General features: G+C 73.1%; 12 protein-coding genes. 8 read left to right on the top strand and 4 right to left on the bottom strand.

Going from position 1 to position 14,518, the window contains the following annotated elements:
• Position 1: 1 nt before the first annotated feature.
• Positions 2-874 (bottom strand): LysR family transcriptional regulator, encoded by an 873-nt coding sequence (locus tag AC5677_RS30025; protein WP_497191013.1) that lies wholly within the window; start codon positions 872-874, stop codon positions 2-4.
• A 119-nt stretch (positions 875-993) separates the two neighbouring features.
• Here AC5677_RS30025 and lpdA point away from each other — a divergent pair, with 119 nt between their 5' ends.
• From lpdA to AC5677_RS30010, 3 genes are all read left to right on the top strand, one after another.
• On the top strand, positions 994-2,454 hold the full coding sequence (gene lpdA / locus AC5677_RS30020; protein WP_497196806.1) for a dihydrolipoyl dehydrogenase: 1,461 nt from the start codon (positions 994-996) through the stop codon (positions 2,452-2,454).
• Positions 2,455-2,641: 187 nt separating this feature from the next.
• The gene (gene otr(A), locus AC5677_RS30015; protein WP_497191012.1) at positions 2,642-4,594 is read left to right on the top strand and encodes a tetracycline resistance ribosomal protection protein Otr(A); all 1,953 of its coding nucleotides are present in this window, start codon (positions 2,642-2,644) and stop codon (positions 4,592-4,594) included.
• Positions 4,591-5,358 (top strand): hypothetical protein, encoded by a 768-nt coding sequence (locus tag AC5677_RS30010; protein WP_497191011.1) that lies wholly within the window; start codon positions 4,591-4,593, stop codon positions 5,356-5,358. The genes otr(A) and AC5677_RS30010 overlap by 4 nt, the downstream gene beginning before the upstream one ends.
• On the opposite strand, the gene AC5677_RS30005 is transcribed toward AC5677_RS30010, so the two are convergent.
• Positions 5,318-5,863, bottom strand: a complete 546-nt coding sequence (locus AC5677_RS30005; protein WP_497191010.1) for an FHA domain-containing protein — start codon at positions 5,861-5,863, stop codon at positions 5,318-5,320. The genes AC5677_RS30010 and AC5677_RS30005 overlap by 41 nt on opposite strands.
• Before the next feature lie 310 nt (positions 5,864-6,173).
• Here AC5677_RS30005 and treZ point away from each other — a divergent pair, with 310 nt between their 5' ends.
• Together treZ and AC5677_RS29995 are read left to right on the top strand one after the other, a co-directional pair.
• Complete coding sequence (gene treZ / locus AC5677_RS30000; RefSeq protein WP_497191009.1) at positions 6,174-7,961, top strand: malto-oligosyltrehalose trehalohydrolase; 1,788 nt, start codon at positions 6,174-6,176, stop codon at positions 7,959-7,961.
• Positions 7,962-8,544: 583 nt separating this feature from the next.
• The gene (locus AC5677_RS29995) at positions 8,545-8,763 is read left to right on the top strand and encodes a hypothetical protein (RefSeq protein WP_497191008.1); all 219 of its coding nucleotides are present in this window, start codon (positions 8,545-8,547) and stop codon (positions 8,761-8,763) included.
• 144 nt (positions 8,764-8,907) lie between these two features.
• Here the strand turns inward: AC5677_RS29995 and AC5677_RS29990 are convergent, their stop codons facing one another.
• A complete protein-coding gene (locus tag AC5677_RS29990) occupies positions 8,908-9,441 on the bottom strand; it encodes a type 1 glutamine amidotransferase domain-containing protein (RefSeq protein ID WP_497196805.1) in 534 nt (177 codons plus the stop codon).
• Positions 9,442-9,566: 125 nt separating this feature from the next.
• Positions 9,567-11,057 carry a purine-cytosine permease family protein gene (locus tag AC5677_RS29985; RefSeq protein ID WP_497191007.1) on the bottom strand — a complete coding sequence of 497 codons (1,491 nt, stop codon included), beginning with the start codon at positions 11,055-11,057 and terminating at the stop codon, positions 9,567-9,569.
• A gap of 157 nt (positions 11,058-11,214) precedes the next feature.
• On the opposite strand from AC5677_RS29985, the gene AC5677_RS29980 reads away from it, so the two are divergent.
• The 3 genes from AC5677_RS29980 (at position 11,215) to AC5677_RS29970 (ending at position 14,464) form a co-directional block, all read left to right on the top strand.
• Positions 11,215-12,789, top strand: a complete 1,575-nt coding sequence (locus AC5677_RS29980; RefSeq protein WP_497191006.1) for a PucR family transcriptional regulator — start codon at positions 11,215-11,217, stop codon at positions 12,787-12,789.
• A gap of 62 nt (positions 12,790-12,851) precedes the next feature.
• Positions 12,852-13,808, top strand: a complete 957-nt coding sequence (locus tag AC5677_RS29975; RefSeq protein ID WP_497191005.1) for a metallophosphoesterase family protein — start codon at positions 12,852-12,854, stop codon at positions 13,806-13,808.
• On the top strand, positions 13,805-14,464 hold the full coding sequence (locus tag AC5677_RS29970) for a 4'-phosphopantetheinyl transferase family protein (RefSeq protein ID WP_497191004.1): 660 nt from the start codon (positions 13,805-13,807) through the stop codon (positions 14,462-14,464). Before AC5677_RS29975 ends, AC5677_RS29970 begins: the two co-directional genes overlap by 4 nt.
• Positions 14,465-14,518 lie beyond the last annotated feature (54 nt).

The raw sequence follows: 14,518 nt of genomic DNA, 5'->3' as shown, positions 1-14,518 counted from the left end.
CTCAGGGCGCCAGGGCGGTGCGGAGCAGTTCGGTGAACCGCTCCGCGGCGCCGGTCGGTTCGACGCGCGAGAAGACCGTGATCTCCCGGCGCCAGGGCGGGTCGGTGGGGACCTGCGCGCAGTCGAGGCCGGTGAGCTCATGCGCCGCCGTCAGGAGCACCCCGACGCCGGCCGCGGCCATCCGGACGGCGGTCGAGGTGTGCTGCGTACGGACGGCGGTACGGGGGGTGAAGCCGGCCCGCTCGCATTCCAGGTCCAGCCACCGCCGCCCCTCGACCACCGGCTCCAGGCTGCAGCGCACCCACGGCCGGTCCGCCAGATCGACCAGGCGTACCGACTCCCGCGCGGCGAGCGGATCGCCGCGCGGCACGACCAGCACGATCTCCTCCTGCCCGACGACGGTGACCGGTCCCGGCCAGTCCCTGGGGCGCGGCCCGACCGCCACATCGGCGACGCCGCGCGCCATCCGGTCGTAGAGCTCCTCGGTGGTGGCGTATTCGTGGAGGACCAGGCGCACCCCGGGGTGCTCGCGGCCCCAGCGGGCGCACACCGGCGGCAGTATGCCGATGGCCTGTGCGTGCACCGTGGCCAGATGCAGTTCGCCGCTCTCCGCGCCGGCCGCCGCCAGCGCCGCGCGGCGGGCCTGCCGGGCGCTGCGGACGGCGAGTTCGGCGTGCGGGAAGTAGGCCCGCCCCATCGCGGTCAGCCGCACGCCGCGGGTCAGCCGCTCCAACAGGGCGCCGCCCGCCTCCCGTTCGAGCGCCTTGATCTGGTGCGAGAGCGCTGACTGGGTGACGTGCAGCACCTCGGCGGCCCGGGTGAAGGACTCCTCCTCCACGACCGCCACCAGGTATTCCATCTGCCGCAGGCTCATGCCCGTCCCCTCCCCGAGGCGCACCCCATGCCGTATGCACACGGCTCATCGCTCCCATAGAAACATTGCCTTGGACTCATCACCGCAGGTGGGCGGAGCCTTGCCCCATGAGCGAGCACATGAGTGACGGCAAGAGCGGACGCAGGGCGGAAACGGCCGGGGGCACGACCGACGTCATCGTCATCGGCGGCGGCACCGGCGGCTACAGCACCGCCCTGCGCGCCGCGTCCCTGGGCCTGCGGGTGGTGCTGGCCGAACGCGATCTGATCGGCGGCACCTGTCTGCACCGCGGCTGCATCCCCAGTAAGGCGATGCTGCATGCGGCGGAGCTGGTGGACGGCATCGCGGAGGCACGGGAGCGGTGGGGCGTGAAGGCCACCGTGGACTCGCTGGACTGGTCCGCCCTGGTGGCGACACGGGACGACATCGTCGGCCGTAACCACCAGGGGGTGGAGGGTCACTTGGCGCGCGCCGGGGTGCGGGTGCTGCGCGGCACGGCGCGGCTGACCGGGCCGCGTACGGTCCTGATCGAGGGCGCCGGGGAGTTCACGGCACGGCGCGGCATCGTCCTGGCGACCGGCTCCCGGCCGCGGCTGCTGCCGGGTCTCACCCCTGACGGCCGACGGGTCGTCACCAGCGACGACGCGCTGTTCGCCCCGGGGCTGCCGGCGTCCGTACTGGTCCTGGGAGGCGGCGCGATCGGCGTCGAGTACGCGTCGCTGCACCGCTCGATGGGCGCCGACGTCACCCTGGTGGAGGCCGCGGACCGGCTGCTGCCGCTGGAGGACGCGGACGTGAGCCGGCATCTCGTCCGCGGGCTGAAGAAGCGCGGGATCGCGGTCCGTACGGGCTCCATGCTGGCCGGCGCGCAGCTGCGGGAGGACGGGGTGCGGGCCACCGTCCGCACCTCCAAGGGGGAGGAAGTCGTCCTGGAGGCGGAGCGGTTGCTGGTCGCCGTGGGGCGGGCCCCCGTGACGGACGGGCTGGGTCTGGCGGCGGCCGGGCTGTCGACGGACGAGCGGGGTCATGTGGTGCCCGCCGACTGGTCGCGGCTGGAGACCGCGGTTCCGGGCATCCATGTGGTCGGCGATCTGCTGCCGCCGCCGTCACTGGGGCTCGCGCACGCCTCGTTCGCGGAGGGGCTGCTGGTCGCCGAGACGCTGGCGGGCATCCCGTCGCCGCCGGTGGACTACGCGGCCGTGCCCCGGGTGACGTACTCCTCGCCGCAGACCGCGTCGGTCGGCCTGACGGAGGAGCAGGCCCGCGCGCGGGGACTGGCGGTCAAGGTGAACACCATGCCGCTGACGGCGACCGCGAAGGGCATGGTGCACGGGCAGGGCGGCATGGTGAAGGTCATCGCGGCCGCGGACGGGGCGGGCGGTGAGGCCACGGGGGTGGTGCTCGGCGTCCATCTGGTCGGTCCGCACGTCTCGGAGATGATCGCGGAGAGCCAGCTGATCGTGGGCTGGGACGCCGAACCGTCGGATGTGGCCCGGCACATCCACGCCCACCCGACGCTGTCGGAGGCGGTCGGCGAGGCCTTCCTGACGCTGGCGGGGCGGGGGCTGCACCAGCACTGAGCGGCAGGGGCCCAGGGGTGCGGGCCCGGCCGATCAATTCGGTTGCGTCCGGGCGTACGGCTGGCAACATGGCGCCGTACGCCCGTTTTCTCTCAGCTTTCGCTCAGCAAGGAGCCCGGAATGCGCCGATTCCTCGGAACTACTCACCGCCCCATCCGGACGACAGTTCTCGAGGACTCCCCCTTCCATGGCACCTTCCCCCTCCCCTTCGCGCATCCTGAACATCGGGATTCTCGCCCACGTCGACGCGGGTAAGACCAGCCTCACCGAACGGCTGCTGTTCGACACCGGCGCCATCGGCCGGCTCGGCAGCGTCGACGCCGGTGACACCCGTACGGACACCGGCGAGCTGGAGCGGCAGCGCGGTATCACGATCCGCTCCGCCGTCGCCTCCTTCTCCGTCGGCGAGGTTCAGGTCAACCTCATCGACACCCCCGGCCACTCCGACTTCACCGCCGAGGTCGAACGCGCCCTGGGCGTGCTCGACGGCGCCGTTCTGCTGCTGTCCGCGGTGGAGGGCGTCCAGGCCAGGACCCGGGTCCTGATGAAGACCCTGCGGCGGCTGCGGCTGCCCACCCTCCTGTTCATCAACAAGATCGACCGGGCCGGTGCCCGCGGCGAGGCGCTGCTGGCGGACATCCGCCGCCTGCTGACTCCGCTCGCCGTACCGATGACGTCCGTTGCCGGGCTCGGCACGGCGCGGGCATCCGTCACGCCGTACGACCTGGCGGACGCGGACGCCCGCGGCCGGATCGCCGAGGCGGTGGCCGAGGCGGACGAGTCGCTCCTGGCCCGCGTGGTGGACGGGCCGCCGCCGACCGCCGCCCAGGTGCGCGCGGCGCTGGCCGCCCGTACGGCCGACGGTGCGCTGCACCCGGTGTACTTCGGTTCGGCGCTCGGCGGGCAGGGCGTCGGCGCGCTCGTCGAGGGGATGGCCGGGCTGATTCCGCCGGCCGTGGCGGCGGCGGACGGTACGCCGCGGGGCACGGTCTTCGCCGTACATCAGCCGTCCGGCGGCGAGCGGACGGCCCATCTCAGGCTCTACGGAGGCGAGCTGAGAGCACGTCAGCAGATCCGTCTGCACCGGCGCGCGGAGCACGGCGGCTGGGACGCGTACACCGGCCGGATCACCTCCCTGGAGGTGGTGGGCCGGGCGCCCGGCGACGACGGGCCGCTCACGCCGGGCCATATCGCCGTGCTCCGCGGGCTTCCCGGCGTCCGTACCGGCGATCGCCTCGGTCCGGTGCCGGAGGCCGACGACGCGCTGTTCCCCTCCCCCACCCTGGAGACGGTCGTCCGCGCCCAGGATCCGGCGGACGCCGCCGCGCTGCGCGCCGCGCTGCTGGCGCTGGCCGATCAGGACCCGCTGCTGCGGGCGCGCCCCGCGGCCGACGGCGCGACCTCGGTACTGCTGCACGGCGAGGTGCAGAAGGAGATCATCGCGGCCACGCTCCGCGACGAACGGGGCATCGAGGCGGCGTTCGCGCCGAGCCGGGTGGTGTGTCTGGAGCGGCCGCGCGGGGTCGGCGAGGCGTTGCACGAGATCGCCAAGCGGGGCCACAGCGGCCACTGGGCGACGGTGGGGCTGCGGGTCGAGCCGGGCGCCCGCGGCTCCGGCCCGGTCTTCGCCTACGAGACGGAACTGGGCGCGCTGCCGCACGGCTTCCACCAGGCCATCGAGGAAACCGTGCTGGCGACGCTGCGGCGGGGGCCGCGGGGGGCGGCGGTGACGGACTGCCGGGTGGTGCTGACCCGTTCCGGGTTCGTCGGCCCGGTGAGCACGGCCGGGGACTTCCGTGCGGTGACACCGGACGTGCTGCTGCGGGCGCTGCGCCGGGCCGGGACGCGGACCTACGAGCCGTACCACGCGTTCGAGGCGGAGCTGCCGCTCGATGCGCTGGCCGCGGTCACGGCCCGGCTCTCGGCGCTGGGCGCGGAGCTCGGCGAGACGGCCGGCGGACGGCACACCTGGCTGGTGCGCGGCGCGCTCCCGGCGCGGCAGGTGCTGCGGGCCGAGGGGCTGCTGCCCGGCCTGACGCGCGGCGAAGGGGTGTGGAGCTCGTATCCGTCGGGCGATCGTCCGGTGCGGGCGGCCGGGGCGGCGGCGCACGGGACGGGCGCGGAAGGCGGGCGGGCATGAAGCTGAGGCTGGAGAGCTTCCCGGTGCGCGAGGGGCGACGCGAGTTCCGCGTCGTCCGGCCCCGGCCCCCGCTGCGGCACACCGCGGTGGCCGATCCGCAGGGGAGTTACGGCTTTCTGTACGGCGACCACGACGGCCTGTCCCGGATCGCGGGGCTGTTCTCGTTCGCGGCGTACTCCAGGACCACCGTGGTGCACATCCCGTTGCGGGCGGGGGTACCGCTCGCGGAGGAGCGGTTCGTCACCTGGGACCGGCCCCGGGTGGACCTGGTCCTCGTCCATCACTCGCTGGGGCTCCGGGTCTCCCGCTGGCCGGGGATACGGCAACGCCTGGATCATGGGCGGCAGTTGACCGTGCGGACGGACGAGCGGCGGACCGCGGCCGACACCGCGGCCTGGCGGGCGCGGGCGCACCACACCGGCCGGCGGGACCGGCTGCGACCGGTCACCTGCGCCAGAACGCTGTTCCTGACGGGCAGCCGGGACGTCTTCGCGGCGGGCGCCGAGGCGGTGGCGTATGCGGCGGGCTGGGGGCCGCGGCAGAAGGGCGTCACCAAGGGCCACAGCGTCCTGGTCTCCACCCTCACCGATCTGCTGGTGCCGGATGCGCACCGGCGGCACCCGGAACTGGACGTCCTCTTCGCCGCCCACCCGCCTTACGCGCACTTCGCCCGGCCCGGGGAGCGCCCCGGCCGGGCCTCTCCCCCCCTGATGTGCCGACCGGTCAGCGCGGTGTCAGTACGTAGTCGACCCGGCCGAACGTGATGTGGTCGCCCGGCCCGACCGGTACCTCGCCCACCACTCGGCGCCCGTTGACGCAGGTGCCGTTGGTGGAGCCGAGGTCGCGCAGCACCCAGCCGCTGCCCGTGCTGCGCAGTTCGGCGTGCGCCCGGGAGACCGTCTCGTGGTTGAGCCGCAGGCCCACCCCGGGGGCCCGCCCTATGAGCAGCGGGAACGGGCCCGGCTCCGGCAGCAGAAGCTTCGGCAGCCGCTCCATGCGCCAGGCCCGGCGCACCCGGATGTGGAACGCCGACACCCGGCCGACCATCCGCAGCAGCACTCCCTGGAACTTGCCGCGGCTCTCCAAGTCGGCGGTGGCCAGGGCGAGGTCGTCGTGCTGCTGGGCGGTGAGGACGAGTTCCAGACGGCGCAGGAAGGTGTCCTGGGACAGCCGTCCCTGCGCCGCGCCCTCGCGCAGCAGGTCGAGGGCGCGTTCCCGGTCGGCGTCCGACGGGCGCGCCGGCCGTGCGGGGAACTCGAGCGATGTCATGCCGCGATTCTCCGGCCACCGTGAGCCGGTGTCCAGGCGATGTGTGCCTCATGGGCGGTCGGGGGCGATATGGGAGACGGAGGGCGGGGGACGCGGGGACAACGGGCCGGGCCGCGGGGCCGGTGAACGGGGCGGCGCGGTCGCCGGATCGCAACGGATCGCGCCCCACGGCGAAATGGCGCAATTAGCGGCGCGAAGTCGCGCCTGCCGCCACGTCGGGGTGTCGGGCGGGCGGACGGCGTGCTTTCTTCGTCTGGAGGCCGGAAGCGCACCACGTCCCCCGCGGGGAGCGAACAAAGGAGGCAGCGCCGTGCTGTTCGAGGTATGGGCGCCGAGCGCCGGACGGGTCACGCTCCAGTGGGCGGGCGAGCGGGCCGGGGAAGCGCCGCTCCCCCTGGAGCGCGATGCGGAGCGGGCCGGCTGGTGGCGGGTGACGGCGCCGGCCCGCGACGGCGACCGCTACGCCTACCGTCTCGACGACGGCCCGCCGCTGCCCGATCCGCGCGCCGCCCGGCTGCCGGAGGGCCCCGGCGGCCCCGGCGCGGTCGTCGACCACGACCGGTTCGCCTGGCGGCACCCTTGGCCCGGCCGCCCGCTGCCCGGCGCCGTCCTCTACGAGCTGCACATCGGCACGTACACCGCCGAGGGCACCTTCGACGCCGCCGCCGAGCGGCTGCCGCACCTCGTCGACCTGGGCATCACCCATATTTCCCTGATGCCGGTGTGCCCGTTCCCCGGCACGCACGGCTGGGGGTACGACGGGATCGCCCCGTGGGCGGTGCACGAGCCGTACGGCGGGCCGGACGGGCTCAAGCGCTTCGTGGACGCCGCGCACGGGCACGGGCTCGGGGTCGTCCTCGACGTCGTCCACAACCATCTCGGCCCCTCCGGCAACCATCTCCCCTCCTTCGGGCCGTACTTCACCGACACCCATCACACGCCCTGGGGGACGGCGGTCAACCTCGACGCCCCCGGTTCCGACGAGGTGCGCCGCTACCTCATCGCGAGCGCACTGTCCTGGCTGCGCGACTACCGGATCGACGGGCTGCGGCTGGACGCCGTCCATGCGCTGCACGACTCCCGCGCCCGGCACTTCCTGGCCGAACTGTCCGCGGCCGCGGACGCGCTGGCCGGGCATCTGCGGCGCCCGCTGTTCCTGATCGCCGAGTCGGACCGCAACGATCCGCACACCACCGCACCCCGCGCGAGCGGCGGCCACGGCCTGCACGCCCAGTGGAACGACGACTTCCACCACGCCCTGCACACCGCCCTCACCGGCGAATCCCACGGCTATTACGCCGACTTCGCACGCGCCCCGCTGGCCGCCCTCGCCAAGACACTGACCGGCGGCTTCTTCCACGACGGTACGTACTCCAGCTTCCGCGGCCGGAGCCACGGCGCCCCGCTCGACCCGCGCGTGACACCCCCGCACCGGCTGCTGTCCTACGCCCAGACCCACGACCAGATCGGCAACCGCGCCCTCGGCGACCGCCTCGCGGCCACCCTCTCCCCCGGCCTGCTCGGCTGCGCCGCCGCGCTGGTCCTGTGCTCCCCCTTCACCCCGATGCTCTTCATGGGCGAGGAGTGGGGCGCACGGACGCCCTGGCAGTACTTCACCGACCATACGGACCCGGGGCTGGCGGAGGCGGTACGGGCCGGACGCCGACGCGAATTCGCCGCCCATGACTGGGGAGCCGCGAGCGCCGACTGGCCCGACCCGCAGGATCCGGCCACCCGCGCCCGCTGCGTCCTGGACTGGACCGAACCGGACCGCGCCCCGCATGCCGATCTCCTGGCCTGGCACCGCACCCTGCTCGGCCTGCGCCGCGAGCTGCCCGCCCTGACCGATCCGGGCCCCTCCCGTACACACGTCACCTACGACGAGGCGGCCCGGTGGCTGCTGCTGCGCCGCGGGCCCGTCCGGGTGGCGGTCAATCTGTCGGGGGACGCCGCAGTGTCCGTCCCGGTACGTACGGACGCCACCCCCGCCCCGGCGCTGCGCGTCCTGGGCACGTGGGGGGCGGGGGGCGGGCCCGATGGGGCGGGGGCGCTGCGGGTGGGGGCGGAGTCGGTGGTTGTGGTGGGGGAAATCCCCTAGGGGATGGGCGGGCCCCCTTTGGGGCCATAACGCCGGGGACGGCGGGGAAATTCCGGACGGGGGATACATTTTTCCCGGTTTCACGGATTCACGGTTCGGCACGTCCTCGGCACGTCCCCGGCGCATCCCCGACCACCGGCGAATTCCGCTTGAAACCCACGGGTAAATCGACACCCGCCATATGCCCGACACAACCGGCACACCGCGCACACAGAAAATACATAAGGCGCAGAGACACGCCCCCACCCCGCGCCCAGATATCCCCATACGGGCCCCATACAGGGCCTGCGCACCCCTTTTCCCGAAGGGTTGCCCCGTGGCTGCCATGCGAGGGAATTCCTCACCCAGAGGCGAATAAAAGCGCCGGGCCGGACAATCGTGACCGTAAATTGCGGCCAGGTAAAAAACCGGAGGGTAAGTTGCCGGGCGCTCCACCGGCGTGATTGCATCCTGCGAGCACGAGTGGTCGCTATTAACGCCCGGCTCCGGGCGTACCGCGACCGCCCGACCGCCCGATGGGCTTTACCGGCATTCCGTCCGGTATGAGTTCAGGAACCCAGAGCATTGAAGGGAAAAGCACGCCATGCGTAACGGCTTCACCTTTGAGAACGACGCCTGCGAGATTTCCGACAGCGAGCTGGACGGCATTTCCGGTGGAATCGCCAGCGTCGGCGGCGAGGTGGCCGGCCACGGCGCCTCCCTGAGCATCGGCGATGTCGTCGGGACCGCCCAGTCCCTCGCCCCCACCCTGCCCGTCTCCCAGGTCGCCGGTCTGGCCACGGTGACGACCACCGGCGTCTGACCGCGGTCTTCGCGTTACGGCGCCACGGCGCCCGAACCGGCGCCATCCGGCCCCTCGGTGCGGCTGGGCACCGACGGGACCGGCCGGGACCCCGGGACTCTCCGTCCCGGGGTCGACGCATGTCAAGCGCCCCAAGTAGCCCCGCTAAGGGGAGAATTCCTCGACGACGGCCGCATTGAACGCCGGCAGGTCCCCCGGTTTGCGGCTGGTGATCAGGGTGTTCGGGCCCGCGGTGCAGATGCTGACCCGTTCGTCGACCCAGGTGCCGCCGGCGTTGCGGATGTCGGTCCGCAGGCTCGGCCAGGAGGTCAGCGTGCGGCCGCGTACGACATCGGCCTCGATCAGGGTCCACGGCGCGTGGCAGATGGCGGCCACCGGCTTGCCCGCGGCGAAGAACGACTCGACGAAGGCGACCGCCTTGGCGTCCAGGCGGAGCGCGTCCGGGTTGGCCACGCCGCCGGGCAGCACCAGGCCGTCGAACCGGGCCGCGGACGTATCGCCGACGGTCAGGTCGACGGGAAAGCTGTCGGCCCGGTCCAGGTGATGGAACGCCTGCACCTTCCCCGCCGAGGTGGAGACCAGCTGCGGAGTGCCGCCCGCTTCGGTCACCACCTGCCACGGGCTGGTCAGCTCGACCTGCTCGGTGCCCAAGGGGGCCACCAGGAACGCCACCCGCATAGTGCGCTCACGTCCGTTCGTGTCGGTGGGTGAGGAAGCGGTCACCGCCTCTCACCCACCGACCATAACGGGACGGATCGGATCGCTCATCCGCTGCGCGGCACGGCCGCCGACCCGGACGGGCCTTACCCGACGCTGCCCGCCGCGGCCGCCGTCCCGTCCGCGTCCGCGCCTTCCAGCTCCCGCTCGCTGGCGGCGACCGCGGCCTCCTCGGCCGCCCCGTCCAGGTTGCGGTTGAGCAGGTAGTACAGGCCGCCGCCGACCAGCAGGCCGGGGACGAAGGCGAGGTCCGCGCCGCCCAGCGCCTCGGTGACCGGGCCGGTGTAGAAGGAGGTGGAGAAGAACGGGATCATGGCGACGAAGCCCGCCGCGTAGGCGACGATGCCGCGCCAGGCCCAGCGGCCGTAGATGCCGGCCGGGTCGAAGATCGCGGTGACGGCGTAGTGGCCGCGCCGGACCCAGTAGAAGTCGACGAGGTTGACCGCGGTCCACGGGATCAGGAAGTAGAGCATCATCAGCACGAAGGTGTTGAAGCTCTCCAGGTAGTTCTCCGGGAGCAGCATCGCCACGGCGAAGATGATCAGTCCGATGACGACGATGCCGGCGATCCGGATGCGGACGGTCGGCTTGACGCTGCGGAAGGCGTCCACCGCGCTGGTGGTCGTGAGCATCGCCCCGTACGCGTTGACGGCCATGATGCCGATCAGGGCGACGGAGGAGACGACGACGGCGAAGGTGCCGAAGCCGGGGAAGATCGCGTTGCCGACCTGGCGGATGCCGGTGATCGCGTCCGGGTGGGGCAGCGCCGAGGCGAGTAGCGCGCCCAGCGACATCAGCCAGGCGGCCGAGCCCGCCGCGCCCGCGTACGTCCACCAGATGACCTTGCGGGCGGAGACGTCACGGGGCAGGTAGCGGGAGTAGTCCGAGACGTACACGGCGTAGCTGATCTGATAGCCGGCCGCGGCGGAGAAGACGACCAGGAACGACGTCCAGGAGCCGTGGGCGGCGTGCGCGGCGCCGGCCGCGGAGTGCGGGTCGAGCTGGATGAGGGCGCCAACGGTCAGCACGCCGAAGACGACGATCAGGACATAGGTCAGCCAGCGCTGCACCAGATGGAGCAGGTCGTGGCCGACGATGGCGAGCACGATGGCGACGCCGATGATCAGCACATACCAGAGGGTGGTGCCACCGGGGAAGACGGTGCGCAGGCCCTGGGCGGCCAGGACGACGTTGAAGACGTTGAAGCCGACATAGACGAAGACGACCGCCGCGAACGGGACGATGGCGCCGCGGATGCCGAACTGGGCGCGCGACTGGATCATCTGCGGCAGGCCCATGCGCGGACCCTGGTTGGCGTGGAAGGCCATGAAGAAGGTGCCGAAGCAGGCGCCGAGGACGACGGCGGCCACGGAGGCGAGCAGGCTCAGGCCGAGCGCGGGGCCGAGGAAGCCGGTGACCATGGTGGTCAGCACGAAGTTCCCGGTGAACCAGAAGGGCCCCTGGTGCCACACCTTGCCGTGCCGTTCGCGGACGGGGACGTAGTCGATGGAGCGGACCTCGATCACTCGGGATCCTCGCCCCTCACTCGTACTTTCCATGGCGGCCTTGGGGTCCATGGGCTTCTCCTAGGGGCGTGGCGACGGGTCTCTGCGGCGGGCGCCGCGATAGTTGCTGACTACAGCGATTCCGCGGTGGTGTGAACCTAGGGGCATTGCCGCGGGGACTCGATCGCCCGATCGTCCATCCCATAAATATGTGGTGGACACTATGTCCATGCCCCTGCATATCTCGGACCTGCTGGCCCGGCCGGACCTGAATCTGTCGGTCACCTACACGGTGCCGCCGCAGCTGCTGGCGCGCACCATCGAGGCGGCGACCGTCTCGGATCTGCTGGTCCCGGGCAAATGGCTGCAGGGCGGTGAGCTGCTGATGACCATCGGGCTGCTGCTGCCGATGGAGCCGGCCGCGTGCCGGGCGTACGTCCGGGACGTCGCCGAGGGCGGCGCCGCGTGTCTGGCGCTCGGGCTGGGGCAGGGGCTGCCGTACCAGGAGGCGCCCGAGCCGCTGGTGCGGGCCGCCGAGGAGGCCGGGCTGCCGCTGCTGACGGTGCCGGACGAGGTGCCGTTCATCGCCGTGACCAAGGCGGTTTTCGACGCACGGGCCGATGAGCAACGCGAGGTGCTGCACCGGGCGTTCGCCACCCAGCGGCGGCTGACGGCCGCGGCGGCCGGCGACGGGCTGCGGCCGATGCTGGAGGAGTGGACGGCCGCCACCGGGGTGGGCGCGGCGGTGCTCGATCCGCTGGGGCGGCTGCTCGCGGTGGGCGAGCGGGAGACGAGCCCGCCGCTGGCGGAGGCCCGGGACCTGATCGAGCGGGTCGCGGCGCGGGGCTTGCGCGGCAGCGCCGCCAGCACGGCGGCGGGGCGGCAGCTGGAGGTCCAGCCGCTCGGCGCCCGGCGGCTGCGCGGGCTGCTGCTGCTCACCGGCCGCCCGGACGACGCCGCCCGGTCGGTCGTACCGGGTCTGGTCTCGCTGCTCTCGCTGGAGCTGGAGCGCCGTCATCTGCGCGATGAACCGGAGCGCCGCCGCAGGTCGGCGCTGTTGTCGGAGCTGCTGGCCGAGGAGGAGCTGTCGGCCGGGCGGGCCCGCGACATGCTGGCCTCGGCCGGACTGACCGCCGAACGGGTGCGGGGCGTCGTGGTGGAGGCCGGGGGCCGCAGGAGCGGTCCGGGGCGGGCGGCGCCCTCCCCGGAGAGCGTCGCCCACGACATGGCCGCCGATCTCGCGCTGGCGATGCCCGGCGGGCTGGTCAGGGTGACGGAAGGGATCATCGAGGCGGTCGTCGGCGAGGACCTGGACATCCGCGATGTGCTCGCCCGGTTCGCCCCGCGCTGCGCGGCCGGGATCGGTCCGGCCACCGCCCCCGAAGCGGTACGGGTCTCGCTGCGCCAGGCGACCGGGCTGCTCGCCGTCAGCCGGTCGAGCGGTGCGCCCGCGGAGGCCCGGCAGAGCGCGGCCAGCAGGCTGCTGCTGGACCTGGGTGACCGCAGCACGCTGCACGGCTACGCCGATACGGTGCTCGGCCCGCTCGATCTGGCGGACAACGGCGAGGAATTGATCGCCACTCTGGCGGCCTGGCTGGAGACCGGCGGCGCCTGGGACGCCACCAGCCGGCGGCTCGGCGTGCACCGCCACACCGTACGCAACCGCCTCGACAAGGCCATGGACCTCACCGGCCGCCGCCTCGACGACCCGGACGACCGCTTCGACCTGTGGCTGGCCACCCGGATCCGGCGCGGCGGCACCGCCGGCGCCCCGGCCGCTCCCCCGCCCCCGCGCGACCGGTAGCCGCAACGCGCCCGGCACCAAACGCCTTTCACTCTCGCCCCGCCACCGTCTTTACTTCGACCATGGCTTACGAGATCCGTAGCATCCCCCCGGGTACCGTCGCGGCACCCAACGCCGGCCCGCCGCCGGGCCAAGACCGCGGGCAGCGGCGCGGACGCGGCAGGCTGGTGGCCGTCAGCGATCTGCACGTCCGCTACGACGAGAACCGCGACATCGTCGAGCGGCTGCACCCGGAGTCCGACGACGACTGGCTGCTGATCGCCGGTGACATCGGCGAATACACCGCCGACATCCGCTGGGCGCTCGCCCTCCTCAGCAGCCGCTTCGCCAAGGTCGTGTGGGTACCGGGCAATCACGAACTCTGGACGCCCGCCAACGACCCCGTACAGCTGCGCGGTGTCGCCCGTTACGACCATCTCGTCGAAATCTGCCGGGAGTTGGGGGTGCTCACGCCCGAGGACCCGTACCCGGTCTGGGAGGGCGACGGCGGCCCGGTCGTCATCGCGCCGCTCTTCCTCCTCTACGACTACTCGTTCCGGATGCCGGGGCTGGACTCCAAGGAGGCGGCGCTCGCCGTTGCCGAGGAGGCCGGGGTGGTCTGCACCGATGAGTACTTCCTCCACCCGGACCCGTATCCGACGCGCGAGGCGTGGTGCCGGGCGCGGGTGGCGGCCACCGAGGCCCGGCTCGCCGCCGTCCCCGACGAGCTGCCCACCGTGCTCATCAACCACTTCCCCCTGGTACGCGAACCCACCCGGCCACTGCGGTACCCGGAGTTCGCGCTGTGGTGCGGCACCGAGGCGACCGCCGACTGGCCCCGCCGGTTCCGGGCCACGACGGTGGTCTACGGCCATCTCCACATCCCGCGGCTGCTGATCAGCGACGGCGTGCCCCACCAGGAGGTTTCGCTCGGCTACCCACGCGAGTGGCACCGCCGCTCCACCGAGCCGGGCCGCCCGGTGCAGATCCTGCCCGCCACCACCGCCGTCCCCTCCGACGCCACCGGGACCCCCGCATGATCGAAAAGCTTCTGCCGCGGCCGCTGCGGACCGCCGAGGCCTTCGAGGACGACCCGCTGTCCGCGATGTTCCCCGAGGAACGGGCGCTGGTGGCGGGCGCGGTCCCGCAACGGCAGCGGGAATTCGGCACCGTACGCCGCTGCGCCCGCACGGCACTGTCGGAACTCGGCATCGACCCCGCACCCATACTCCCCGGCCCCGGGCGCGCCCCCCGGTGGCCGGACGGCATCGTCGGTGCGATGACCCACTGCTCCGGCTACCGCGCCGCGGCGGTCGCCCGCGCGCGGGACATCGTCACCGTCGGCCTGGACGCGGAACCCAACAAACCGATCGACGACCCCGGTGTCATCGACCTCGTCACCCTCCCCGAGGAACGCCCCCAGCTCACCCAACTGGCCGCACTCCAGCCCGACATCAGCTGGGACCGTCTGATCTTCAGCGCCAAGGAGTCCGTCTACAAGGCGTGGTACCCGCTCACCGGCCGCTGGCTCGGCTTCGAGGACGCCCACATCACCCTCGACCCCACCGACGCCACCTTCACCGCCCGCCTCCTCGTCCCCGGCCCGGTGGTCGCCGGAAAGGCCGTCGAGGAGTTCAGCGGACGGTGGATGGTGGGGGCGGGGCTGGTGATGACGGCGATCGTGATGACGGCATGACCGGGGCACCGCGCCCCGCCGGAAGGCCGTAGCCGCACCCGCGGCTGCGCGGTG

The sequence above is a fragment of the Streptomyces sp. JLSY215 genome (assembly GCF_059682825.1).
Note: the sequence above shows the minus strand (reverse complement) of the source record. Positions and strands in the feature narration are given on the sequence as shown.